General features: G+C 73.5%; 19 protein-coding genes and 2 tRNA genes. 2 read left to right on the top strand and 19 right to left on the bottom strand.

Going from position 1 to position 24,041, the window contains the following annotated elements:
- Window positions 1-139 precede the first annotated feature (139 nt).
- From ACRRSS_RS34870 to ACRRSS_RS34920, 11 genes are all read right to left on the bottom strand, one after another.
- Window positions 140-2,380 carry an ArnT family glycosyltransferase gene (locus tag ACRRSS_RS34870; protein ID WP_435974958.1) on the bottom strand — a complete coding sequence of 747 codons (2,241 nt, stop codon included), beginning with the start codon at window positions 2,378-2,380 and terminating at the stop codon, window positions 140-142.
- Complete coding sequence (locus tag ACRRSS_RS34875; RefSeq protein ID WP_435974959.1) at window positions 2,377-3,648, bottom strand: glycosyltransferase; 1,272 nt, start codon at window positions 3,646-3,648, stop codon at window positions 2,377-2,379. The genes ACRRSS_RS34870 and ACRRSS_RS34875 overlap by 4 nt, the downstream gene beginning before the upstream one ends.
- Before the next feature lie 26 nt (window positions 3,649-3,674).
- Window positions 3,675-5,207, bottom strand: coding sequence for a sensor histidine kinase (locus tag ACRRSS_RS34880; protein ID WP_435974960.1), 1,533 nt, complete (start codon window positions 5,205-5,207; stop codon window positions 3,675-3,677).
- Window positions 5,208-5,213: 6 nt separating this feature from the next.
- Entirely contained in the window at window positions 5,214-5,957 is a 744-nt protein-coding gene (locus tag ACRRSS_RS34885) for a response regulator transcription factor (protein ID WP_435974961.1), read from the bottom strand.
- An 87-nt stretch (window positions 5,958-6,044) separates the two neighbouring features.
- Window positions 6,045-6,956 carry an amidohydrolase family protein gene (locus tag ACRRSS_RS34890; protein WP_435974962.1) on the bottom strand — a complete coding sequence of 304 codons (912 nt, stop codon included), beginning with the start codon at window positions 6,954-6,956 and terminating at the stop codon, window positions 6,045-6,047.
- Window positions 6,949-7,284, bottom strand: a complete 336-nt coding sequence (locus ACRRSS_RS34895) for an antibiotic biosynthesis monooxygenase family protein (protein ID WP_435974963.1) — start codon at window positions 7,282-7,284, stop codon at window positions 6,949-6,951. Before ACRRSS_RS34895 ends, ACRRSS_RS34890 begins: the two co-directional genes overlap by 8 nt.
- 168 nt (window positions 7,285-7,452) lie before the next feature.
- Entirely contained in the window at window positions 7,453-8,328 is an 876-nt protein-coding gene (locus tag ACRRSS_RS34900) for a DUF2797 domain-containing protein (protein ID WP_435974964.1), read from the bottom strand.
- 201 nt (window positions 8,329-8,529) lie between these two features.
- Window positions 8,530-9,354 (bottom strand): BRO-N domain-containing protein, encoded by an 825-nt coding sequence (locus ACRRSS_RS34905; protein WP_435974965.1) that lies wholly within the window; start codon window positions 9,352-9,354, stop codon window positions 8,530-8,532.
- 128 nt (window positions 9,355-9,482) lie between these two features.
- Window positions 9,483-9,848: a PH domain-containing protein gene (locus ACRRSS_RS34910; RefSeq protein ID WP_327163245.1), complete on the bottom strand. Its 366-nt coding sequence runs from the start codon at window positions 9,846-9,848 to the stop codon at window positions 9,483-9,485.
- 172 nt (window positions 9,849-10,020) lie between these two features.
- Window positions 10,021-10,093 (bottom strand) — tRNA-Arg (locus ACRRSS_RS34915).
- 211 nt (window positions 10,094-10,304) lie between these two features.
- Window positions 10,305-10,395: transfer RNA gene (locus ACRRSS_RS34920), tRNA-Ser, on the bottom strand.
- A 443-nt stretch (window positions 10,396-10,838) separates the two neighbouring features.
- Between ACRRSS_RS34920 and ACRRSS_RS34925 the strand changes: the two genes are divergently transcribed.
- Both ACRRSS_RS34925 and ACRRSS_RS34930 read left to right on the top strand, forming a co-directional pair.
- Window positions 10,839-11,261, top strand: coding sequence for an SSI family serine proteinase inhibitor (locus ACRRSS_RS34925; protein WP_435974966.1), 423 nt, complete (start codon window positions 10,839-10,841; stop codon window positions 11,259-11,261).
- Window positions 11,262-11,384: 123 nt separating this feature from the next.
- Window positions 11,385-15,488: a PAS domain-containing protein gene (locus tag ACRRSS_RS34930; protein ID WP_435974967.1), complete on the top strand. Its 4,104-nt coding sequence runs from the start codon at window positions 11,385-11,387 to the stop codon at window positions 15,486-15,488.
- 61 nt (window positions 15,489-15,549) lie between these two features.
- On the opposite strand, the gene ACRRSS_RS34935 is transcribed toward ACRRSS_RS34930, so the two are convergent.
- From ACRRSS_RS34935 to ACRRSS_RS34970, 8 genes are all read right to left on the bottom strand, one after another.
- A complete protein-coding gene (locus ACRRSS_RS34935) occupies window positions 15,550-17,202 on the bottom strand; it encodes a long-chain fatty acid--CoA ligase (RefSeq protein ID WP_435974968.1) in 1,653 nt (550 codons plus the stop codon).
- A gap of 124 nt (window positions 17,203-17,326) precedes the next feature.
- Entirely contained in the window at window positions 17,327-17,872 is a 546-nt protein-coding gene (locus ACRRSS_RS34940) for a SigE family RNA polymerase sigma factor (protein WP_435974969.1), read from the bottom strand.
- Between the two features lie 410 nt (window positions 17,873-18,282).
- Window positions 18,283-19,449 carry a lipid-transfer protein gene (locus ACRRSS_RS34945; protein WP_435974970.1) on the bottom strand — a complete coding sequence of 389 codons (1,167 nt, stop codon included), beginning with the start codon at window positions 19,447-19,449 and terminating at the stop codon, window positions 18,283-18,285.
- Window positions 19,446-19,829, bottom strand: coding sequence for a MaoC family dehydratase (locus ACRRSS_RS34950; protein WP_351895258.1), 384 nt, complete (start codon window positions 19,827-19,829; stop codon window positions 19,446-19,448). The genes ACRRSS_RS34945 and ACRRSS_RS34950 overlap by 4 nt, the downstream gene beginning before the upstream one ends.
- 8 nt (window positions 19,830-19,837) lie before the next feature.
- Window positions 19,838-21,043 carry an acyl-CoA dehydrogenase family protein gene (locus ACRRSS_RS34955; RefSeq protein ID WP_435974971.1) on the bottom strand — a complete coding sequence of 402 codons (1,206 nt, stop codon included), beginning with the start codon at window positions 21,041-21,043 and terminating at the stop codon, window positions 19,838-19,840.
- Between the two features lies 1 nt (window position 21,044).
- Window positions 21,045-22,055 carry a bifunctional MaoC family dehydratase N-terminal/OB-fold nucleic acid binding domain-containing protein gene (locus ACRRSS_RS34960; RefSeq protein WP_435974972.1) on the bottom strand — a complete coding sequence of 337 codons (1,011 nt, stop codon included), beginning with the start codon at window positions 22,053-22,055 and terminating at the stop codon, window positions 21,045-21,047.
- Window positions 22,052-23,218, bottom strand: a complete 1,167-nt coding sequence (locus tag ACRRSS_RS34965) for an acyl-CoA dehydrogenase family protein (protein WP_435974973.1) — start codon at window positions 23,216-23,218, stop codon at window positions 22,052-22,054. The genes ACRRSS_RS34960 and ACRRSS_RS34965 overlap by 4 nt, the downstream gene beginning before the upstream one ends.
- Window positions 23,219-23,530: 312 nt before the next feature.
- Entirely contained in the window at window positions 23,531-23,836 is a 306-nt protein-coding gene (locus ACRRSS_RS34970) for a hypothetical protein (RefSeq protein WP_435974974.1), read from the bottom strand.
- Between the last annotated feature and the right edge of the window lie 205 nt (window positions 23,837-24,041).

Below are 24,041 nucleotides of genomic sequence, written 5' to 3' on the forward strand. Positions count from 1 at the left end.
CGTACACCGTACAAGGGCTCTCGTACGCTGTATAGCGATTTCCGGGTGCCGGGGGGCGGGGCTGCCGGGGGCGGGCCTACCGGAGGCGGGCCTACCCGGGAGCGGGCCTGCCCGGGAGCGGGTCTGCCCGGGGGCGGGCCTACTTCTCCTCGGTCAGGTCGTAGAAGGTGGCGCTGCCGACCGTGACCTTCTCGAAGGTCTCCGAGACCCAGGTGGAGATCTCCGAATCGCCACCGGGACCACCGCCGCCGCCCATCCGGCCGCCGCCATCCTCACCGCCCGCACCACCGCCGCTCGCGCCGCTGCCGATGAAGTAGTGGATCTTCCCCTCGGCGACGTACTGCTTGAACTGCGCGAGCGTCGGGGACGGGTCGCTGCCGTTGAAGCCGCCGATCGCCATGACCGGTTTCTCCGTGGCGAGCTGGTAGCTGGCCGCGTTCTGGGCGCCGACCGTGGCCGCGACCCAGGTGTACGCGTCGGCGTCCGCGAGGAGCGCGCTCTTCGCCTCCGTACTGACGCTGGCGCCGTTGAGCAGCCCGCCCATGCCACCGCCGCCACCGCCACCCGGGCCTTCGCCCCGGGGCATGCCCTGCGGAGGAGTGCCGCCGGGGCCGCCAGGCGTCTGGCCCTGGGCCTGGGCCTGGCCTTGGCCCTGGGCTTGGCCTTGGCCCTGGCCTTGGGCGCCACCGGGCATCTGGCCGCCCGTACCGCCGGGGCCGCCGCGCTGGCCTCCCTGTGCGCCGGGCATCTGGCCGCCTTGACCGCCTTGGCCGTTGGGGAACGCTCCCCCGCCCTCGATCATCCTCATCATCCCGCCGCCGCCGGGCCCTCGGCCGCCCATCGCGCCGCCCTCCGGGCCCGCCGTCACGATCGAGCCCCGGTGTCCGGCGTCCACGGTCGCCAGGGTGTACGCGAACGGCCCCGCGAGGCCCGCCGCCAGGCCGAGGCCCGCGACCCCGAGTCCGAGCCGCCGGTCCACCCGGCCCGCGCCCAGCAGCCCGAGCGCGGCGACCGCACCCGCGACCAGGACCGTCCAGCGCAGCCACGGCAGCCACTCCGGCGTGCGTCCGAGGAGCGTCCAGCCCCAGTACGCCGTCACAGCCACCGCCACCGCGAGGGTCGCCGAGGCGATCCACCGGGTCCGTTCCTCCCAGAGCACCGCCGCTCCCATGCCGACGAGCGCCGCGAGGTAGGGGGCCAGTGCCACCGTGTAGTACTCGTGGAAGATGCCGGCCATGAAGCTGAACACGGCGAGCGTGATCAGCAGCGAACCGCCCCACACCAGGAACGCGGAGCGTGCCGTGTCCGTCCGCGGTGCCCGCCAGGTGACGACGAGCCCCGCGACGAGCAGGATCAGCGCGGCCGGGAGCAGCCAGGAGACCTGGCCGCCGACGGAGTCGTTGAACATCCGGCCGATGCCGGTCTCGCCCCACCGGCCACCACCGCCACCACCGCCACCGCCTCCTCCGCCGACGCTGCCGGTCTCGTCGCCGTTGATGCGGCCGAGGCCGTTGTAGCCGAAGGTCAGCTCCAGGAAACTGTTGTTCTGCGAGCCTCCGACGTACGGGCGGGAGGACGCCGGCCACAGCTCGACCAGCGCCACCCACCAGCCCGCCGACACCAGCATCGCGAGCCCCGCGAGGGCCAGTCGGCCGATCCGGCGGCCGACGCCGCCCGGTGCGCACACCCCGTAGACGAGGGCGAGCGGCGGCAGGATCAGGAAGGCCTGGAGGGTCTTCGCGAGGAACGCGAACCCGAAGGCCACCCCGGCCCACACCAGCCACTTCGTCGCGCCCCGGTCCGACTCCAGGGCACGCAGCACGCAGTACACGGCGACCGTCATGAGCAGGGCGAGCAGCGCGTCCGGGTTGTTGAAGCGGAACATCAGCGCGGCGACGGGCGTGAGCGCCAGGACCACGCCCGCGATCAGGCCCGCGCCCGCGCCGAACCGGCGCCGTACGGCCGCGTAGAGCACGGCGACGGTGGCCACGCCCATGAGCACCTCGGGCACGAGGATCTGCCAGGAGCCGAGGCCGAAGAGGCGGACGGAGAGGGCCATCGGCCAGAGGGCGGCCGGGGGCTTGTCGACGGTGATGGCGTTGGCCGCGTCGAGCGAGCCGAAGAAGAAGGCCTTCCAGCTCTCGCCGCCCGCCTGGACGGCGGCGGAGTAGAAGGAGTTGGCGTAGCCGGAGGCGCTCAGGTTCCAGAGGTACAGGACGGCGGTCACGGCGAGCAGTCCGAGGAAGGCGGGCCGGACCCAGGGGGCGTCCTCGGCGCGTCCGCGCCAGAGGCGGGCGAGCCGTCCGGCGCCGGGCACGGCGGCGTGTGCCGCGCCGGAGCCGGGCCCGCCCGCGGGGGCCGCCAGCGGAGTCGAAGTCATCGGTCGTTCCTTGGGGTGGGTCGCTCGGGGAAGACCCAGAGCCGGAAGAGGAGGAAGCGCAGGACGGTCGCGGCGAGGTTGGCGACGACCAGGACGGCGAGCTCGGTGGAGTGCGCCGGGGCGCCGGTGGCGGCACCGAGGGCGGTGAGCGAGCCGCTGGTCAGGGCCAGGCCGATGGCGAAGACCACGAGTCCCTGCGCCTGGTGGCGGACGGCCCGGTCCCGGCCCCGTACCCCGAAGGTGAGGCGCCGGTTGGCCGCCGTGTTGGCGACGGCGGAGACGAGGAGCGCGGCGGCGTTGGCGAACTGGGCGCCGAGGCCGAGCCGGAAGAGCGAGTACAGAGCGAGGTAGAAGAGCGTGGACAGCACCCCGACCACGCAGAAGCCGACCAGCTGACGGGCGAGTCCGCCCGGTACGCCGCTGAGTTCGCGGTCCCGGGGGTCGTCACCGAAGGGCCTGGCGAGCCGGTCGAGGGGCAACGAGCCCGTCGCGAGGGCCCGCCCCACCCGCCAGACGCCCTTCAGGTCGTCGGTGGCGGTGCTGACGATGTGCACGGTCGAGTCGGGGTCGTCGACCCAGTCGACCGGTACCTCGTGGATGCGGAGCCCGGCGCGCTCGGCCAGGACGAGCAGCTCGGTGTCGAAGAACCAGCCGGTGTCCTCCACCATCGGGAGCAGCCGCTCGGCGACGTCCCGCCGGATCGCCTTGAACCCGCACTGCGCGTCGGAGAACCGCGCGGCGAGCGAGCCGCGCAGGATCAGGTTGTAGGCCCGGGAGATGAACTCCCGCTTCGGCCCGCGCACCACCCGCGAGGAGCGGGCGAGCCGGGAGCCGATCGCCAGGTCGGAGTGGCCGGAGATGAGCGGCGCGACCAACGGGAGCAGGGCGTTCAGGTCGGTGGACAGGTCGACGTCCATGTAGGCGAGGACGGGCGCGTCCGAGCCCGACCACACCGTCCGCAGCGCCCGGCCGCGCCCCTTCTGCTCCAGCCGTACGGAGCGCACCTCGGGCACGTCGGCGGCGAGTCCCGCGGCGACGTCGGGGGTGGTGTCGGTGGAGGCGTTGTCGGCGACGGTGATCCGGAAGCCGTACGGGAAGGTGCGGGCGAGGTGCTCGTGGAGCCGGCGGACGCACGGCTCCAGGTCCTTCTCCTCGTTGTAGACGGGGATCACCACGTCCAGGACGGGCCGTCCCGCGATGTTCACCGGCAGGTGTTCCCGGGCGGGGAGGGCGCCGGAGGTGGGCCCCGCGATCGTTGGGGTTCGCATGCCCACGACCCTCGCCGGGGCCGCTGTCACGGCTGTGTGATGAGCCTGTGCCCTGCCTGTGAGTGGGCGGCGTGCGGCAGCCGGACGGCGAACACCGTCCGGCCCGGGGTGCTTTCGACGGTCACCCCGCCCCCGTGCGCGAGCACGACCGCCCGGACGATGGCGAGCCCGAGGCCGGTGGATCCGGCGTTGCGGGAGCGGGAGGCGTCGCCGCGCGCGAACCGCTCGAAGACGGAGGGCAGGAGGGCGGGCGGGATGCCGGGCCCGTCGTCCTCGATCTCGACGATCACCGCGTCGGGTTCCGTCCGGACCCGGGCGGTGATCCCGGTCCCGGGCGGGGTGTGCGTACGGGCGTTGCCGAGGAGGTTGACCAGTACCTGCTGGATCCGCGCGCCGTCGGCCCGTACGGGCGTCCCGCCGTCCTCGGGCAGCTCCAGGCTCCAGCGGTGGCCGGGTCCGGCGGCGCGGGCGTCGCTCACGGCGTCCACGACGAGGGGGACCAGGTCGGTGCTCTCGTACGAGAGGGGGCGTCCGGCGTCGAGCCGGGCGAGCAGCAGGAGGTCCTCCACCAGGCCCGTCATCCGGGTCGCCTCGGACTCGATCCGGCCGAGCGCGTGCCGGGTGTCGGGACCGCACTCCTCCCCGCCGCGCCGGGTCAGCTCCGCGTACCCCCGGATCGAGGCGAGCGGGGTGCGCAGTTCGTGGCTGGCGTCGGCGACGAACTGCCGGACCCGGGTCTCGCTCTGCTGGCGCGCGTCGAGGGCCGAGTGGACGTGGTCGAGCATCCGGTTGATGGCGGCGCCGACCTGGCCGACCTCGGTCCTCGGGTCGGCCTCCGTCTCCGGGACCCGCTGATGGAGCGCCACCTCCCCACTGTGCAGCGGCAGCCGGGCGACCTGCCGCGCGGTGACGGCGACCCGTCGCAGCGGTCGCAGGGCCACCCGGACGAGCACGGTTCCGGCGAGCGAGGCCGCGAAGAGCCCGGCGCCGGTGACGCTCAGCTCCACCAGGACGAGGGTGGAGAGGGCGTTCTCGACCTCGGTGAGCGGGATGCCGGTGAGGAAGGTGCCGTGGCTGCCCTCCGCGTACGCGACCCGGTAGGTGCCGAGGCCGCCGGGCAGGTCGACGGTGTGCGGCCGCCCGTCACGCGGGACGGCGGCGAGCGCGGCCCGCTGGGCGCCGTCGAGCGTCTTGATCCGGAACCTCTGCCCGTACCCCCCGCTGTCCTCGGCCTCCGCCGAGTAGCCGGCCGTGGTGACCACACCGTCCGTGAGGACCGCGCCGAGCGTGCCCCTCGGGACGCTGGGGCCCACGACGAACCCGAGCGGGTCCTTGCCGCCCCGGTCCGGCTCGGGCACGACGCCCATGACGGGCGGCGGGCCCGCGGCCCGGTTGGAGACCGCGCGGACCTCGCCGTCGGCCTGGTCGTACAGGTACGAGCGGAACGCGATCGTCGTGACCGTGCCGATGACCGCCGCGACGACCGCGATCAGCGTGACCGCCGAGACGACGAGACGGGTCCGCAGCGACCACGGCCGTCGCCCTGCGCCTCGGAGCACGGGCCGCTACTCCCCCGGCTTGATGAGGTAACCGGCCCCGCGCCGGGTGTGGATCATCGGGGCGCGCCCCGCGTCGATCTTCCGGCGGAGGTACGAGATGTAGAGCTCGACGACATTGGCCTGTCCGCCGAAGTCGTACGACCAGACCCGGTCGAGGATCTGCGCCTTGCTGAGCACCCGGCGCGGATTGCGCATCAGATAGCGAAGCAGCTCGAACTCGGTCGCCGTGAGGTGGATGGACACCCCGCCCCGGGTGACCTCGTGACTGTCCTCGTCGAGGGTCAGGTCCCCGACGACGAGCAGCGACTCGCTGCGCGCCATCGCCGCCCCCGACCTGCGGATGAGCCCGCGCAGCCGGGCCACCACCTCCTCCAGGCTGAAGGGCTTGGTGACGTAGTCGTCGCCACCCGCCGTGAGCCCGGCGATCCGGTCCTCGACGGCGTCCTTCGCCGTCAGGAAGAGGACCGGTACGTCGGGCAGCTCACGCCGGATCCGGCCGAGCAGGCTCAGCCCGTCGACGTCGGGCAGCATGATGTCGAGGATGACGACGTCGGGCCGGAACTCACGCGTGGAGCGCAGGGCGGCGGCCCCGTCCCCGGCGCTGCGCACCTGCCAGCCCTCGTAGCGCAGGGCCATGGAGAGCAGCTCGGCGAGCGAGGCCTCGTCGTCGACGACGAGGACACGGACGGCGGTGCCGTCGGCACGGAGCATGTCGGCGTGGGTGCCGGGACGGCGTGTGGTGACGGTCATGGAACCCACGCTGTCGGCCACCGCTGAGAGGCCTCTTTCCCTTTCCTGTGAATTCCCTGAGAAAGGGCTCAGCGGCGGAGAAGGGGCTCAGCGGTCCAGGGGCGGTTTCACGTGAAACAACGCCGTCGCGTTCCCGTACAGGACGCCCCTGAGCCAGTCGTCCCCGAGCCCGAGGCGTTCGAGGGCGTGGAGCTGGTGCGCGTACGGATACGGGATGTTCGGGAAGTCGGTGCCGAGAAGGATCCGGTCGCCGAGCTCCACGAGCCGCTTGAGCTCCGCCTCGGGGAAGGGCGCGAGCCGCTCGCCGAAGTCGGTGAAGGCCATGGTGGTGTCGAGGTGGACGCCCTCGTACCGCTGGGCCAGGTCGAGGAAGTCCGCGTACTCGGGCATCCCCATGTGGGCGACGATCACCCGCAGCCGGGGGTGGCGGGCGAGCAGCCGCCCCATGGGCCCGGGGCCGGTGAAGTTCCCCGGGCTGGGCCCGGAGCCGCAGTGGACGACGACGGGGGTGCCACGGTCGGCGAGAGCCCCCCAGGCGGCGTGCAGCCGGGCGTCGGTCGGGTCGAAGCCACCCACCTGGAGGTGCACCTTGAAGACGCGGGCGCCGGCGTCGAGCGCCCCGCGGACGTACCGCTCGACGCCCGGCTCGGGGAAGAGGGTCGCGGTGTGCAGACAGTCGGGGGTACGGGCGGCGAAATCGGCGGACCAGGAGTTCAGCCAGGCGGCCATGCCGGGCTTGTGCGGGTAGAGCATCGCGGTGAAGGCGACCACCCCGAAACCGCGCAGGAGGGCGACCCGGCGCTCCTCCTCCTCGCGGTAGGTGATGGGCCACTCCACCCCGGTCAGCGGACCGACGGCGTCGAAGTAGGCCCAGACCTTGTCGAGGACGTTCTGCGGCATGAAGTGGGTGTGCACGTCGACCAGACCGGGAATCCCGAGCCGCGTGACGAGGGCCCGGATGTCGTCACCCTCGCCGCCGGCGCCGCTCTCGCTACGCACGCTCAAAGCTGTAACTCCGCTCGACCTTGCCGATGTGGACGCTGTAGCTGTCGTACCAGTGCTTCCGCCCGTGTGCCTTGGCCGCCTGGTGCGCGGTGTCGAGCCGCCAGGCGTCGAGGGACTCCAGATCGCGGAAGTAGGCGACGGTGATGCCGATGCCACCGGGGGTGCGGGCGGCCTCGTATCCGAGGAAGCCGGGGATCTCGGCGACGCGCTCCTGCATGTCGGTGGCCGTCTCGGCGTAGCCCTCGGGCGCGTCCGGGCGGACGGAGGTGAACACAGCGGTGTAGTAGGGCGGTTCGAGGTCCGCCACCAGCTTGGGGGTCATGCGATCACCCTCGCCGGGCCGGGGCGGGGCTGTCCACGGCGCCCGGGCAAAGGGATCCAAGACTTTACGAAGCGACGGCGACCACCCGGAAGGAAACTCGTTCGCGCCGGAGTCGACGCCGACCGGTCACAAGGCCTCTCCCCGCGCGTCGACGTCGACGACGACCGGTCAGAAGAGCTCTCCCTGGGCGGTCGGGTCGGCGGCAGCCGTCACCGCCGGTGTCACCGGCGCGGAGAAGGCGGCCTCCCCCTCCCCGGCGCCCTGGAGCACCCAGCCGCCCATCAGCCGGGTGTCGAGGGCGAGACAGCGGCCAGTGGGGTCGAGGAGGTGCAGATCGGGCCCGGCGGCGGCGAGCAGGCGTCCGGTGACGACGCCCCCGTCGACCAGTTCGGAGACCGTGCCGTCGAGCGGCGGCAGCCCGTCGAGCCCGAAGGCCTCGGCGTGGTCGCGCGGGACGAACTCCAACGGCTCCAGCGTCTCCGTCCAGCCGCCGACCTCCCGTGCGCGCCGGTGCAGTTCCCCGATCTCCCCGGCCCGGTCCCGGACGGCCGGCAGGGCGTGCCGGGCGGCCCGCTTCCGCTCGTACGCCACCCGGTCCGGCACCCCCAGCGCCTGCCGGAGCACCTCCTCGGTCCGCCGGGCGGCCATCAGAGGCCCCCGCCCGAGCCAGCTGAACGTGACGGCGCCCTGTTCGAGGAGCCGGGCCTCACCCCGGGCCTCGGCGGTGATCCCCACCTTGGTCATGCCGGGCCCGAACCAAGCCAGGTAGACGCGGTAGGGCTGCGGATCGTCGAGGAAGGTGTCGGCGGCGACCGAGTGGGCCCGGTCGAGCCGCGCGCACTCCGGGCACCGGCCACCGGTGGCCCGGCCGGGCACCACGGCCTCCACCGGGCAGGGATTGTCCCGCGCGCCGGGGCAACGCCGCTCCCCCGCGGCCCGGAAGGCGAGCGCCTGCCCGTACCCGAGGGCGCTGACCCTCCCGCCGCGCCAGCGCAGCCCCGGCACTCCGCCGCTCCAGGTGATCCCCCGGCACCGCCACTCCACGCCCGCTCCTCCTCCGTGCGAACTCCCCGACTCCCCGCCCCCCAGTCTCCGCCACTTCCGCCCGGCCACGCCCCCGCCCCGGAACCACCACCGGGGCGGCCCCGTCAGGCCCCCTCAGGCACCCCCCTCAGCCACTCCCCCAGGCGCACTCCCCCTCACGCACCCCTGCGGCACTCCCGCCAGGCACTCCCCTCCGACGCCTCAGGGCAGGACGTAGATCCGTGCCCCGTCCGCGTCCGGCCCCCCGACCTCCCGCATGCAGCCGCGTTCGACGAGGAGGCGTACGCAGTCCCGGACCCGCTCGCGGGAGAGACCGGTGCGCCGGGTGACGTCCTGGGCCCGGTAGCGGACACCACCCCGGACCAGGGCCGGGGCGAGGCAGGTGGCGACCACCCACACGTCCCCGGTGAGGGCCCAGGACTCCACGAGCTCCTGCGGGGTGAGCGCGACGACGGCACCGGTGCGCTGGCGGGGCACGGCGAGCCGCTCAAGGGATTCGGCGACCCTTGAGAGACTCCGCCGCGTCTCGCGGAGCAGCTCCGCGTACTCGGTGTGCTCGGCGTACCCGGCGGCGCCCTCGTCGAACTGCCCGTCGAGCCGTACGAGGACGTCGACGAGCTCCGGCGGCAGGACGAACCCGGTGTGCACCGGGGAGGGTTCGAGCCCGTACCCGCCGTACCGCTGGATCGCCGCTATGACCTCGGCCGTCCATGCCCGGAAGGGCCCGGCCTCCGGCTTCCGGCACGCCCCGACGAGCTGGACGAGCCCCTGCAGACTCACCATCCGCGTCGACGCCCTGATCCCGCACCGGCCGGGGAACTCCCCGTCCCCGGTGAGCTCCCGGGCCGACGTCAGGCACGTGTCGGGCAGCACCACCGTCCGCAGCGCCTCCCGCGTCCCCGCGTATCCGAGCCGCTTCGCCACGTCCACGACGGGGAACCAGTGGGTCCCGTCGGGCGCGGTCAGCCGCCGCAGGGGCGCGCCGGTCGCGGCGTACACCAAGTCATCGATGTCGATCGCGTCCATCGATCATCACCTCCGCCACGCAAGCTAGGACGAAGGCATATTCAACTGACATGCAAATCAGACAGGTTCACCCAAAAGGGGAGGGGTTCCCGGGAAAATACCGGGAACCCCTCCCCTCGGCGCACTGCCTACTTGGCGACGAACTGCGTCAGGATCGCCTGCACCTCGTAGATGTCGACGCCCTTGGTGAAGGTCTTCTGCACGGGCAGCTGGCTGCCCGAGATCCAGATCTTCAGCTCGGCGTCGAGGTCGAAGGTGCCGGCGGTCTCGACGGCGAAGTGCGTGATGCTGCGGTACGGGATCGAGTGGTACTCGACCTTCTTGCCGGTGATCCCCTGCTTGTCGACCAGCACGAGACGCCGGTCGGTGAAGAAGATCGTGTCGCGGATCAGCAGGTACGCGGCGTGCACCTGCTCCCCCGGCCCGAGCAGCCGCGCGTAGTCCTGCTGCGCCTGCGCCGGATCGATCGCGTGCGCGTTCCCGAAGAGCGCCATGCCCCAACCCCCACATTCGAGATGAAAGAACGATCATCCGACCCTAACTCCCCACCCCGGGAAGCCGAAGGCCCCGACCTCCCGAGGAGGCCGGGGCCCGTACGCCCGCGTTGATGTCACCCGCTGATGCCAGAGGCCCCCTGGACGATGTCCAGGGGGCCTTTGATCTGTGTGCACTCGGCAGGATTCGAACCTGCAACCTTCTGATCCGTAGTCAGATGCTCTATCCGTTAAGCTACGAGTGCTTGTTCTTTTTTCTTGCCTTCGCTCCCCGGCCTTTCGACCCGCTCGCGGCGACAGGAAGAACATTACATGACTGCCGCCGTCATGTGAAATCCGATTACCCCACCCCTTGTGACCTGCGAAAACGCCGTGTGAGAGCCGGCGGGCCCGGTCGGCGCGAGGGGCCCGGAACGGCCGAAGCCCCGGCCTTGGAGGCCGGGGCTTCGGTAGGGGCGGAGGCGGAGGGATTTGAACCCTCGATGGGCTTTAAAACCCAAACCGCATTAGCAGTGCGGCGCCATAGACCGGACTAGGCGACGCCTCCATGCACCTCGCGCATGCGCGGTTGGTGCGTGCAGATGATGACACAGACGAACCGGGTGTCACCAATCGATTCTCACCGTACTAGTCCTCCGGGGTCGAGGGCAAAGCCCCGGACCCCCGTCGTGCCGTCCGCGGGAGCGATCCCGGCCGGCCGCGGGAACCCCTCCGCCGAGAACGATCCCTGCCCACCCGAGCCGCCCACCCTGAGCCGCCCCACCCGAGCCGCCCCGCACGCTCGGGAACGGCCGGGGCCGCCCACCCCGAGCCGCCCCGCACGCTCGGGAACGGCCGGGGCCGGCCGCGCCCGCCCGGGTCCGCGCCCGCCCGGCGCACCCCGCTTGCGCAACGCCCGGACGCCCGGAGCGTTAGACGGGGGCGGGGGCACGCCGTGCACCCGCCCCCGCTATCCGCCCCGTCGTACACCCCCGTTTCCTGGAGATCCGCATGCTGCGCCACCTCGCCCTCGCCACCCTGGCCACCACCGCCGTCGGCACCGCCGGATTCGGCCCTCTGCCGCTGCCCCTGTTCTCGTCGCCCGACACGCTGACGGTGACCGTCGCCGAGAGCGGCTACCCGAACGCCGACGGCACCTTCGAGCTGACGTGCGACAGCCGGGCCGGCGGCAACCACCCGGCCCGCGAGGACGCCTGCGAGCGCCTCGAACAGCTCGCGCGGGCGGGCGCGGACCCGTTCGGGCCCGTGCCCGCCGACCAGCTCTGCACGCAGGTCTACGGCGGGCCCGCCGTCGCGCACGTCACCGGCACCTGGCGGGGCCGTACCGTCGACGCCCGCTTCTCCCGGGCCGACGGCTGTGAGATCGACCGATGGGAGAACCTGGAGCCCGTCCTTCCCCTTGTCAGGGGATGAAGCAGGGGTCACCCCCGGAGGCTCCCTTAGACTCCCCTCAGTGACAGGCTGCGGCCCGAGGGGCAAGATGGGCCGCCGACCGTTGGGCAGGCACGTGCAGTGCGTCAGGGAGGAAGCGTCGTCGTGAGCAGCAGGCCATCCCGAGGCGCTGCTCGCCTCGCAGCCATACTCGATGCCCTCCCCGACGGCCTCGTGCTCGTCAACTGCAACGGGACGGTCGTCAACGCCAACACGATCGCTCTCGGCATGTTCGAGACCCCGGGCACCGCGCTCGTCGGGCGCGGTCTGCTCGACCTGCTGCCGGACTTCGACTCCCGGCTCATCCCCGGCTCCATGCGCCGCCCCGAGGGCACCGACGAGCGGGGCCGTACCAAGCCGACCCGGATGATGGCCCGCCGCACGGACGGCAGCGAGTTCCCCGTCGAGGTGACCAGCGCCAGCCTGGAGGACGGCCGCGAGGCCTACGACTCGTACGGCGGCTACACCGGCGACGAGCTGCTCATGCTGGTCGTACGGGACCTCACCGGCACCCTCGACACCGAGGCCGAACTCGCCCGCTCGCAGCGGCAGACCGAGATGATCCTGCGCGCCGCCTCCGAGGGCGTCGTCGGCACGGACACCGACGGCCGGGTCGTCCTGGTCAACCCCGCCGCCGCGCAGATCCTCGGCTACCGCGCCGGCGAACTCGGCGGCCAGGAGCTGCACCCGCTGGTCCTCGCCAAGCGGGCCGACGGCGAACCCTTCCCGTACGAGGAGTCGGCGCTCGCCGACACCCTCAAGTCCGGCCGCAAGCACCGCGTCCGCGGGCAGGTCCTGTGGGCGAAGAAGGGCCACCGGGTGCCGGTCGACCTGACGACCGCTCCGGTCCGCGACGGCGACCAGCTCGTCGGCGCGGTCATGACCTTCACCGACCGCAGGCCGTACGAGCAGCTCGAAGAGCAGCACGCCGCCGAACTCGCCGAGCTCACGGAGCGGAACGCCACGGAACTCGCCGACCGCGCCGAGCGGAACGCGGCGGAACGGGAGGCCCAGCAGGAGCTGTACGCCTCCCTCGCCGCCCGGCACGAGCAGCTCACGGCCGTCCTCGCCGAGTCCCTGCGCGGCCCCCTGGAGGAGCTGCGCACCCAGCTGGGCGCCCTCGCCGCCGACGACGCCGGACAGCTCTGGCCCGAGGCCAACCAGGTCCTGCACCACCTCGCCGCCGGGTACGCCCGGATGACGGCGCTCGTCGACAACGTCCTGGGCTACCAGCGCCTGGACGCGGGCACGGAGGAGCTGGACCGGCGCGTCGCGCTCCTCGACGGGGTCGTGACGGCGGGCATCGACGGAGCCGTCGAGCTGATCGGGCCCGGTCGCGCCCAGTTCGCCGTGCACGCGCCGCCCATCGAGGCCGAGGTCGACGCGGCCCGGCTCGCGACGGCGCTCGCCCATCTCGTCGCGGACGTCGCCGGGGTCGACGCGACCGGCAAGAACCGGACCAACGCCCAGGGCGCCGTGGCGTCCGACTCCACGATCGTCGTCGCGGCCGCACAGCGCGGTGACGTCGTACGGATCGAGGTCCGCGGCCCGTACGCGGGTGGCGACCCGGTCCACGGGCCGGTCGTGCGCGGGATCGTGGCGGCGCACGGCGGTGTCGTGCAGACCCATGAGGTGCCGGGGACGAGCGGCGGCGCGTACGTCCTCGAAGTCCCCCTCGGCGGCGGGCGGGGCACGGTCCCCGCGCCCGAGCCGAGGAACGACGGATCCCTGCGCGGAGCCGGCGCCGGTGGTGGCCGGGAGGCCCTCGCGCTGCCCGCCCAGGCCTCCGCCCCCCTCTCCTCCCCGGCTCCTTCCGCCGGCCTCGGCACCGGCGTCGACGCCGGCCTCAACACCGGTTTCGACACCGGTCACACCGCCGTTCCCACCCCCGCTCCCGCCTCCGGCCTCGACGTCGGCCTCGACGCCGGCGTCGACGTCGGCGTCGACGTCGGTGGCGCGGAGACCTCCGGTGGGGGGCGGCGGCGGGCCCGTCGCGGCTCCACGGACGCCTTCCTGGACAGCCCCGTCACGTCCGAGGGCGGCGCCGAGCCCCGTGGCCGCCGCCGTGGCCGCTCGGGCGAGCAGGGGGAGCCGGTGGAGGCCGCCACCGGACCCGCCGAGCTGATCCCCGCCCAGGCACAGGCCCCGCAGCACGCCGCCCTCGGAGCCGCCACCGGCGGTTCGGGCGCGTCCGTCGTCGAGCCGACCGGGCGCCGTCGCGGCCGGCCGGCCGAGGGATCCGTGGTGACCGCCGCCGAGGGTGCGCAGGGGCGTGCCGCGCTCGGCGCGGCCGTACCGCCGCAGGGAGTCGCCGTCGAGCCCTCGGGGGCGCCCGCGCCGGCCCGGGCGCTGCCCGCCGTCGCCTCCCCCGACCACGCGCCCGAGGCGCAGCCGAGCGGGCGCCGTCGGCGTGCGCTCGCCGCCGCGCAGGAGCGGGCGGCCGCGGCCGAGGCCGGGCCCCGGACGCCGTTCGCGCTCCCGCCCGCCGACGCCGACCGCGCTCCCGAGTCCACCACCGCCCCGGGCGACGCTCCGTTCGCCCCTCCGTTCGCCGGGCCGCTGCCGGTCTCCGACGAGGGGCGGCACGAGGTCGTACGGGGTGTCCCGGGCGCCGCGCACACGCCTCCGCAGCACCATCCGCACGGACAGACCCACGGTCAGGCCCCCGGGCAGGCCCTCGGACAGGTGAACGGTCAGGACCACGGTCAGACCCACGGTCAGGCGAACGGTCAGCCGCAGGGCCAGGCCGCGACGGCCGTCCCTTCGGGTCTCCCCCCGGCGGAGCCGACCGGGCGTCGCCGCGCCGTCACACCTCCGCCGCCCGAGCCGGAGGCGCTGCCCGAGCCGCGGCCGGCACCGCGGCCCGACCCGCAGCCCGAGCCCCAGCCCCAGCCCCAGCCCCAGCCCCAGCCCCGGAACAGCACCGGTTCCGTCACCGGCACCGGCTCCGTACCCCTGCCGCCCGAGCTGCCCATGCCGAAGGACTCCACCCAGGGGCGGGCGTTCAGCGTCCGCACCCTCGGGCAGGGCGTCCCCTTCGTCCCCCCGGCGGCGGTGACCCCGCACGCCTCCCCGGCCCCGGCGGCCTCTCCCACTCCGTCAGCCCCGGTGGCACCGGGCGCCACTCCGGCCCCCACGACCTCCGGCGGCCCCTCCAACGGCTCGGGACGGCGGCGCAAGCTCGCCACCCCGCCGGAGGTCGACCCGCCGGTCCCGGCGGCGCTCGCCGTACCGCCCACGGGCGAGGCCAGGCCGCACCCGCAGGCCGGATCCCCGTCGCAGCCGGGGGCCCAGCCCGTGGCGCAGTCCCAGCCCCCGTCGTCGGAGGCCGCGCTCGGGCTCGGCCCCGCCGCCCCCGAGGGCCGCGCGTACGCCATAGGAGCGCCCGCCGAGGGCTCCGCCGAGGGGCCCGAGCCGCTCGACGGACCCGGCGGCGCCGTCGAGGTCGCCAACCGGCCCGCACCGCGCCCCGTCGACGACGAGCTGCCCCCCGAGCCTCTCGACAACCCGCGCCGGCTGCTCGTCTGGCCCGCGCCCGACGTCTCCACCCAGCAGGCGCTGAGCGACCGCGGCTACCGGCCGGTCATCGTGCACTCCCGCGAGGAGGTCGACGCCCAGATCGCCGCCTTCCCCGCCGCGCTCTTCGTCGACCCGCTGACCGGCCCCATCACCCGTACCGCGCTCCAGTCGCTGCGCCAGGCCGCCGTCGCCGCCGAGGTACCCGTGCTGCTCGCGGCCGGACTCGGGCAGGCGACCCGGGAGGCCGCGTACGGCGCCGATCCGGCCGTACTCCTCAAGGCGCTCGCGCCGCGCGACAGCGAGCAGCACCCGTCCCGGGTCCTGCTGATCGAGGAGAACGAGGACATCGCCGAGGCGCTCGCCGCCACCCTGGAGCGGCGCGGGATGCAGGTCGCGCGGGCGGCGACGGACACCGAAGCGGTCACCCTCGCCACCCGGACGCGGCCGAACCTGGTCGTGATGGACCTGATGCAGGTGCGCCGCCGCCGGGCCGGGATCATCGACTGGCTGCGGGCGAACGGGCAGCTCAACCGCACCCCGCTCGTCGTCTACACCTCGGTCGACCTCGCCGAGGAGGAGCTGCCGAAGCTGTCCTCCGGCGAGACGGTCCTCTTCCTCGCCGAGCGCTCGAACAGCACCGAGGTCCAGGCCCGGATCGTCGACCTGCTCGCGAAGATCGGCACCAACTAGCAGGCGCCACAAGGAACGGGGAGGGCATCCGCCCTCCCCGTTCCGGTCCCGCCTCCGGTGACTACAGCCGCGTCACGTCCAGCTCTCCCTCCGCGTACTGCCTGCGGATCACCTTCTTGTCGAACTTGCCCACGCTCGTCTTCGGCACCGCCGGCACGATCGCCCAGCGCTCCGGCAGCTGCCAGCGCGCGATGCCGCCCTCGTCGGCGAGGAAGGCCTTCAGCGTCTCGTAGTCCGCCGTGGCCCCTTCCTTGAGGACGACGGTCGCCAGCGGGCGCTCGCCCCACTTCTCGTCCGGTACGGCGACGACGGCGGCCTCGGCCACCTCCGGGTGCGCCATGATCGCGTTCTCCAGCTCGACGCTGGAGATCCACTCGCCGCCCGACTTGATGACGTCCTTGGCGCGGTCGGTGAGGGTGAGGAAGCCGTCCGGGCTGATCACGCCGACGTCACCGGTCTTCAGCCAGCCGTCCTCGCTGAACTTGTCCGCCGGGCGGACGGCCTCGCCGTCGACGCCGCCGAAGTACGCGCCCGCGATCCAGGTGCCGCGCACCTCCAGCTCGCCCGCCGACTCGCCGTCCCAGGGCAGGTGTTCGCCGGCGGGGCCGACCAGACGCCCCTCGACACCGGCCGGGAACCGGCCCTGCGTGACGCGGTACGACCACTCCTCCTCGGCCGTCAGCCCGGCCGGCGGGTGGGCCATCGTGCCCAGCGGGGAGGTCTCGGTCATGCCCCAGGCGTGGCAGAGGCGGACACCGAGGCGGTCGTACGCCTCCATGAGCGCGGGCGGACAGGCCGCGCCGCCGATGGTGACCTGGGACATCGAGGAGAGGTCGCGCGGGTTGGCGGTGACCTCGGCGAGCAGGCCCTGCCAGATGGTGGGGACCGCGGCCGCGTGCGTCGGCTTCTCGCGCTCGATCATGTCGGCGAGCGGGGCCGGCTGGAGGAAACGATCCGGCATGAGCATGTTGATGCCGGTCATGAAGGTGGCGTGCGGCAGGCCCCAGGCGTTGACGTGGAACTGCGGGACGACGACCAGGGTCGTGTCCTTGTCGGTGAGGCCCATCGACTCGGCCATGTTCACCTGCATCGAGTGCAGGTAGATCGAACGGTGGGAGTAGACCACTCCCTTGGGGTCGCCCGTGGTGCCGGAGGTGTAACACATGGCGGCGGCCGAGCGCTCGTCCAGCTCCGGCCAGTCGTACGTGGTCGGACGGCCGGCGATCAGCTCCTCGTAGTCGTGCACACGAGGGGCCACGCCGTCCAGGACGGAGCGGTCCCCGGGACCCGCGACCACGATGTGCTCGATCGTCGGCAGGTGCGGCAGCAACGGGGCGAGGAGGGGCAGCAGGGAGCCGTTGACGAGTACGACCCGGTCGGCGGCGTGGTTGACGATCCACACCAGCTGCTCGGGGGGCAGGCGCAGGTTGAGCGTGTGCAGGACCGCGCCCATGGAGGGGATCGCGAAGTACGCCTCGACGTGCTCCGAGTTGTTCCACATGAGTGTGGCGACACGCTGGTCGCCGGTCACCCCGAGTTCGTCGCGCAGGGCGTTGGCCAGCTGGTGGGCGCGTGCTCCGGCCTCCGCGAACGTGCGGCGGTGCGGCTCGGGCTCGCCCGTCCAGGTGGTGATGATGGACTTCCCGTGGATCGTCATCCCGTGCTTGAGGATGCGGCTCACGGTCAGCTGTACGTCCTGCATGGTGCTGTACACGGGGCGTCCTCCCGGTGGGCGCTACGTGGCAGAAAGGGTGTGGAGATTCTGCGCACATACCACGCGGTATGTCACTACCCGGGAGTATGGAAATTGCCAGTGATTACTGGCAGGAGTGGAAGGCCTACCGTACGGGGATCAGTTCCGGGTCCTCCCGGAGCTTGCCGAGCGCTCTGGACACCGCGCTCTTGACCGTCCCGACCGACACCCCGAGCACCTCGGCGGTCTGGGCCTCGCTGAGGTCCTCGTAGTACCTGAGGACCACCATCTGCCGCTGCCGCTCGGGCAGTTTCGTCACCGCACGCCACATCGCGTCGTGCAGCACCTGCCGCTCGGCCGGGTCCGGCGCCGGGAGCCCGACGGGCTCGGGGAGCTCCTCACACGCGAACTCGTCGACCTTGCGCTTGCGCCACTGCGACGTACGGGTGTTCAGCAGGGCGCGGCGGACGTAGCCGTCCAGGGCTCGGTGGTCCTCGATGCGCTCCCAGGCCACGAAGGTCTTGGCGAGCGCGGTCTGGAGCAGGTCCTCGGCGTCGCAGGGGTTGGCGGTCAGGGAGCGCGCGGTGCGCAGGAGTACGGGCCCACGCGCCCGTACGTACGAGGAGAAGGTCGAGTACGACGCGTACTGCGAGGCACCGGCGCAGACGGGGCCAGAGGGTGGCGGAGTCATGACTCCACGCTAGGAGGGGAGGGGCACCCGGCGGATCGGCCCCAGGTCCCGAACCGCAGTCCGCCTCAGGTTGTAGGGGTGGGGACGGCTGGACCTCCTCTGGGTGGAGACCCCTGGGGGCCGCCTCAGGGTCGCGGCGGAGTTCCGGCGGTACGTGAACCCGGGACGCGCGCGTACGGAAGAGGGCGTCGGGGGGGCCGGCCAGGGGGTGGGGGCTGGGGCATAGGCCGGCCCCGCCGGGCGGGACGGCTGGGACATCGGGGGCCACCGGGCGGGGCGGCTGGGGCCGCGGTCGGCCACCGGGCGGGGCGGCTGAGGCCCGGTCGGTCGCCGGGCGGGGCGGCTGAGGCCCGGTCGGTCACCGGGCGGGGCGGCCAAGACCCCGGTCGGTCGCCGCCGGGGTCGTCGCCTCAGTCGTCCGCCCCCAGGATCAGCCCGGACGTGGGGACACCCGTGCCCGCCGTGACCAGGGTGCGCTCCGCCCCGGGTATCTGGTTCACCGAGGTGCCCCGCAGCTGCCGCACTGCCTCCGCTATGCCGTTCATGCCGTGCAGATAGGCCTCGCCGAGCTGGCCCCCGTGCGTGTTCAGCGGGAGCGCGTCGGCGGCGACGAAGCCGGCCGCCTCCCCGGGGCCGCAGAACCCGAACTCCTCCAGCTGCATCAGCACGAACGGGGTGAAGTGGTCGTAGAGGATGCCCACGTCGATGTCGGTCGGCGCGAGCCCGGCCGTCCGCCAGAGCTGCCGGGCCACCACGCCCATCTCCGGAAGGCCCGTCAGTCCGTCCCGGTAGAAGCTGGTCATCGCCTCCTGTCTCCGCCCCGCGCCCTGCGCCGCCGCCAGGATCACGGCGGGCGGACTCGGCAGGTCGCGGGCGCGCTCGACGGAGGTGACGACGATCGCCTGGCCGCCGTCGGTCTCCTGGCAGCAGTCGAGGAGCCGGAGCGGTTCGACGATCCAGCGCGAGGCGGCGTGGTCGGCGAGCGTGATCGGCTTCCCGTGGAAGTACGCGGCGGGGTTGCGGGCCGCGTGGCGCCGGTCGGTGACGGCGACATGGCCGAAGGCGTCCGGGGTCAACCCGTAGGTGTGGAGGTACCGCTGGGCGGCCATGGCGACCCAGGAGGCCGGGGTGAGCAGCCCGAAGGGCAGCTGCCAGCCGAGCGCCGCGCCCTCGGCGGAGGGCTCGCGCCGCTGGACGCCGGAGCCGAAGCGGCGACCGGAGCGCTCGTTGAACGCCCGGTAGCAGACGACGACCTCGGCGACCCCGGCGGCGACGGCGAGCGCGGCCTGCTGGACGGTGGCGCAGGCGGCCCCGCCTCCGTAGTGCACACGGGAGAAGAAGGACAGCTCACCGATTCCGGACGCCTGGGCGACGGTGATCTCGGGGTTGGTGTCCATGGTGAAGGTGACCATCCCGTCGACGTCGGCGGGGGTGAGCCCGGCGTCGACGAGGGCCGCCCGCACCGCTTCGACGGCGAGGGAGAGCTCGCTGCGGCCCGAGTCCTTGGAGAACTCGGTGGCCCCGATGCCGACGACGGCCGCCCGGCCGCCGAGTCGGTCGCGGTCGCGGAGGCTCATCGCCCCACCTCCACGGTGACCGTGCCGGTGACGTGGTGTCCGAGCCCGTTGGCGCCGACGACCCGGACGTGGGCCGTGTCCCCGTCCACCTCGGTGACCGTGCCGGTGAGGACCATGGTGTCGCCGGGGTGGTTCGGCGCCCCGAGCCGGATGGCGACCCTGCGGAGGACCGCGCGGGGGCCGAAGTGGTCGGTGATGTACCGGCCGACGAGACCGTTGGTCGTGAGGATGTTCATGAAGATGTCCGGGGAGCCCTTCTCCCTGGCCAGCTCGGCGTCGTGGTGGACGTCCTGGTAGTCGCGGGAGGCGACGGCCCCGGCGACGATCAGGGTGCGGGTGATCGGGACGGTGAGCGGCGGCAGCTCGTCCCCGGGCCTCATGACGGGGCTCATGACAGGTCTCCTTCGGCCAACAGGTCGCCGAGTTCGGCGAGGAGTTCGGTCCCGCAGCCCAGGTAGGCGTCGAGCTGGCGGCCCCACAGGAAGTGCCGGTGGACGGGGTGGTCGAGGTCGGCTCCCATCCCGCCGTGCAGGTGCTGCCCGGCGTGCACGACCCGTTTCCCCGCCTCGGAGGCCCACCAGGCGGCGGTCAGGGCCGCCCCGTCGACGTCGAGTCCCTCGTCGAAGCGCCAGGCGGCCTCGTAGGCGGTGACCCGGATGGTCTCGGTGTCCATGTGCGCGTCGGCGGCGCGCAGCTGTACGGCCTGATGGGTGGAGAGCGGGCGGCCGAACTGCTCCCGGACGGAGGTGTACTCCACGGCCCTGGCGAGTGACCCGGCGCAGACCCCGGCCTGGAGCCCGGCGAAGGCGACCCGGGCGGCGGCGAGCACGTCCGCGTAGGCCCCTCCTTCCCCGCCGCCCTCCCTGGAATCCGCCGGGGCACCCACCCCGGCCCCCTCTCCGGCATCCGCCCGGGCACCCTCCCCGGAATCCGCCGGGGCGCCCACCCCGGTCCACTCTCCGGCATCTGCCCGGTCCCCCTCCCCGGCCGCCCCCTCTCGTGAACCGGCACCGGCACCGGCACCCGCCCCGAGCCGCTCCCCCGTCGCTCCGTCGAGTACGAGCCGGCCGGCGGACCAGGGCGCGGTGAGCTCGACGAGATCGACACGGGCCGCGTCCTCGACGCGGACCAGCCACAGGACGCGGTCCTCGTCCGGTACGAGGACGTGCGTGGCGTCCCTGAGCCACGGCACCCAGTCGACGGTCCCGGTGAGTCGCCCGTCGTGCGAGGCGACCCCGCCGGGCGCCGGGAACGCCCCCGTCACCACCGTCGTACCGTCGCGGAGGCCGGGCAGGAGCCGGGCACGCTGCTCCTCCGTACCGTGCCGGGCGACGGCAAGGATCCCGTACGCGCAGGTCGCGGCGAACGGGACCTGGGCCGTCACCCGCCCCTGTTCCTCCAGGAGCAGGACCAGGCCGAGGAGGCCGGTCTCCTCGACGGCGCCGGGGAGACCGGCGGCGCAGAGCGCCTTCCAGAGCTCGGCGTCGGTGCCAGTGCCGGCCGCCCTGAGCCGCTCGTGGGTGGCGAGGTCGGCGAAGATCCGGGCGGCCAGCTCCCGGGCCGCCTCCTGCTCCTCCGTGGGGGTGAAGTCCATGTCAGTCCTCCCCTCCCGCGCGGAAGACGGGAAGTTCGAGCTCCTCGTCGACCCGCAGGAACTCCAGCCGCACCGGCATCCCGATCCGCACCTTGTCGTACGGCACCCCCACCACGTTGCTGATCATCCGTACGCCCTCGGCGAGTTCGATCAGTCCCACCGCGTACGGCGGGTCGAAGGCCGGAAAGGGCGGGTGGTGCATCACCACGTACGAGAAGACGGTCCCGGCGCCGCTCGCCTCCACCGTGTCCCACTCCCCCGACCCGCACTCGGCGCACCCGGGCAGCCACGGCAGGCGCAGGGCCGCGCAGTCCCCACAGCGCTGGATGAGCAGCCGGTGCGCGGCGACCCCGTCCCAGAACCCGGCGTTGTCCCGGTTGATCACGGGCCGGGGCCGCCGGGCGGCGGGGGCCGCCGGATCCGGGACGGCGGGCTTCGTGGGCAGGGCCGCGGGCTTCGAGAGCCTGGCGGCGGCGGGCTTCGTGGGCCTGCCCGCGGGCGCGTACTTGAGGATGCGGAAACGGTGGGTCCCGGCGAGTTCGCCGCCGACGCGGACGTCGGTCCGGGTGGTGACGAAGTGCCCCGTCCCCAGTTTGGTCCGCTTGCGCTCCGACACCGACTCGATGACGGTGTCGAAGGTGATCTCGTCGCCGGGCCGCAGCGGCCGCAGGTACTCCTGCTCGCAGTCGGTCGCGACCACCGAGGTGTATCCCGCGCCGTCGAGGAGGGCGAACAGCTCCTCGTAGGCGGACGAGCGGCCCGTGTGCCCCGAGAGGCCGCCCATCGTCCAGGCCTGGAGCATCGTGGGCGGCGCGACGGCGTCCGGCCCCCGGTAGGCCGGGTGGGCGTCCCCCATGGCCTCGCACCAGTGCCTGATCATGGGCAGGTTGACCGGGTCCTTGCCGAGGCCCGAGGTGGCGGCGGCCCGCCCCGCGAACCCCGCGAGCCGCTCGCACAGGGCGTCCGACGCGTCCCGCGCCTCCGCCGCTCCGTCCCGCTGCGTGAGGGTCATCGTCGTCCCCTCCCCTTCATGCCGAGCCGCATCCTCGCGACGATCTCGCGCTGCACCTCGCTCACCCCTCCCCCGAAGGTGTTGATCTGCGCGGCCCGGTTCATGCGCTCCAGCTCACCGCCGTCGAACTCCCCCGGCGATCCCGCTCGCACCGTCCCCGCCCCGCCCGCGATCTCCTGACATATTCGATACACCTCCACCGCCGATTCGGTTCCCACGAACTTCACGCCGCTCGCGTCCCCCGGGGCCAGCCGGCCCGCCCCCACGTCACCCACCAGACGCCAGTTGAGCAGGCGTGTCGCCGCCAGCCGGGCATGCGCCTCGGCGGCTCGGATCCGGATCCACGGCTCGTCAACGCGACGCCTGCCCGTCACCGGATCGGGGGTCCTGGCCCGGTCGAGCGCAGCCGCGAAGAAGTCCTCCGCCTGCATGCCGATCGCGGCGAGCGCGACCCGCTCGTGGTTGAGCTGGTTGGTGATGAGCCCCCAACCGCCGTGCTCGGGCCCGACCAGGTTCCCGGCGGGGACCCGTATCCCGTCGTAGTGGGTGGCCGTCGTGGTCAGGCCGCCCACGGTCGCGATCGGCGTCCAGGAGAACCCGGGGGCGTCGGTCGGGACGAGGACGATCGAGATGCCCCGGTGCGGTGGCGCCGCGGGATCGGTGCGGCAGGCGAGCCAGATCCAGTCGGCGTTCTGGGCGTTGGAGGTGAAGATCTTCTGGCCGTCGATCCGCCAGGAGTCCCCGTCGCGGACGGCGCGCGTCCGGAGCGAGGCGAGGTCGGTGCCGGCCTCGGGCTCGCTGTACCCGATGGCGAAGACGGTCTCGCCGCGCAGGATCCGGGGCAGGAAGGAGGCCTTCTGCTCCTCGGTCCCGTAGGCCATGAGCGTGGGCCCGACGGTGTTGAGGGTGACCATCGAGACGGGGGCGCCCGCGCGGTACGCCTCGTCGAAGAAGACGAACTGCTCGTCGGGGCCCCGGCCCTGTCCCCCGTACTCCTCGGGCCAGCCGAGGCCGAGGAGCCCGTCGGCGCCGATCCGGCGGAGCAACCGGCGCTGGGCGGCGGTGTCGGTGACGGGGGGCGGTCCTTCGGGCATCAGGTCCCGGAAGTACGCGCGGAGCTCGGCGCGCAGCCGCAGCTGCCGCTCGGTCGGGGCGAGGTGCACGGCGACGGCCTCCCGTGGGACGACTGAAGTTTCTGACTGTCCGTCAGATCCAGGACCCCTGTCAAGCGCGCCGACCGACCACGGCCTTCGCCCCGCACCCTCGTGCGCCCTGAGCGCACCTCGCCCCCGCAACCACGCGCGACCCCGTGCACGTCATCCCCACGCCCCCACACCCCCCACGCGCCCGGGGCGCCCCGCGCATCCCGCCCCTAAATGCGCTGCGGCCCGCGCGCCGGTACCGAAGTACCGGCGCGCGGGCCGTCGTTCACACCGCGGTCACGCCCCCCGTCGGGCCGGCTGCCGTGCTTTCGGTCACCACCACGGGTGGAAGTTGACCGCCGCGTTGTTCTGCGCGATGTGGGTGAACGCGGAGCCGTTCACGCTGGCCGTGTTGTTCTGGTTGGAGGCACCGGAACCGGTCGCCACCTGCTGCGTCGTGGTCGAGTTGCCGAAGTTGTCCCCGCCCACGCCGCTGCCGACGATCGAGGCGACGCTCGTGTTCGATCCGTCGTCCGCGAACCCACCGTTGTCGGCCTGGGCCACCCCGGTGAAGAGCGCCGCGGCGAGGGGCAGGGCGGCGGCAGCGGCGAGGATGCGGGCGGTACGGATGCTTGCCATGTGTGTTCCTCCGGGAACTGAAAGCTGTTGCTGTGCACGGAACTGCTCAGAAGGTTCTCTGAAGTACGGCCATGTCCAGGGCAGTTGGCCGACCGCCCCGGTCGTTTGTGCTCGACGTCGCGAATCCAGAGTTGCCCACCGAATCCCCGGCGAACCACCCTGGAGCGGCTGATTCCCCCGCAAGCGTGAGGACAAGCAGATAAAC

It is taken from the genome of Streptomyces sp. Qhu_M48 (assembly GCF_051305195.1).
Taxonomy (GTDB): domain Bacteria; phylum Actinomycetota; class Actinomycetes; order Streptomycetales; family Streptomycetaceae; genus Streptomyces.

Bases quoted from the DNA above. Each gene is read 5' to 3' on its own strand.
- ACRRSS_RS34870 (WP_435974958.1), bottom strand. From the start codon at position 2,380: ATGACTTCGACTCCGCTGGCGGCCCCCGCGGGCGGGCCCGGCTCCGGC.
- ACRRSS_RS34910 (WP_327163245.1), bottom strand. From the start codon at position 9,848: ATGGCGCTCTTCGGGAACGCGCACGCGATCGATCCGGCGCAGGCGCAG.
- ACRRSS_RS34905 (WP_435974965.1), bottom strand. From the start codon at position 9,354: ATGGACGCGATCGACATCGATGACTTGGTGTACGCCGCGACCGGCGCG.
- ACRRSS_RS34940 (WP_435974969.1), bottom strand. From the start codon at position 17,872: ATGACTCCGCCACCCTCTGGCCCCGTCTGCGCCGGTGCCTCGCAGTAC.
- ACRRSS_RS34925 (WP_435974966.1), top strand. From the start codon at position 10,839: ATGCTGCGCCACCTCGCCCTCGCCACCCTGGCCACCACCGCCGTCGGC.
- ACRRSS_RS34885 (WP_435974961.1), bottom strand. From the start codon at position 5,957: ATGACCGTCACCACACGCCGTCCCGGCACCCACGCCGACATGCTCCGT.
- ACRRSS_RS34970 (WP_435974974.1), bottom strand. From the start codon at position 23,836: ATGGCAAGCATCCGTACCGCCCGCATCCTCGCCGCTGCCGCCGCCCTG.
- ACRRSS_RS34875 (WP_435974959.1), bottom strand. From the start codon at position 3,648: ATGCGAACCCCAACGATCGCGGGGCCCACCTCCGGCGCCCTCCCCGCC.
- ACRRSS_RS34960 (WP_435974972.1), bottom strand. From the start codon at position 22,055: ATGACCCTCACGCAGCGGGACGGAGCGGCGGAGGCGCGGGACGCGTCG.
- ACRRSS_RS34945 (WP_435974970.1), bottom strand. From the start codon at position 19,449: ATGAGCCTCCGCGACCGCGACCGACTCGGCGGCCGGGCGGCCGTCGTC.
- ACRRSS_RS34955 (WP_435974971.1), bottom strand. From the start codon at position 21,043: ATGGACTTCACCCCCACGGAGGAGCAGGAGGCGGCCCGGGAGCTGGCC.
- ACRRSS_RS34895 (WP_435974963.1), bottom strand. From the start codon at position 7,284: ATGACCCCCAAGCTGGTGGCGGACCTCGAACCGCCCTACTACACCGCT.
- ACRRSS_RS34950 (WP_351895258.1), bottom strand. From the start codon at position 19,829: ATGAGGCCCGGGGACGAGCTGCCGCCGCTCACCGTCCCGATCACCCGC.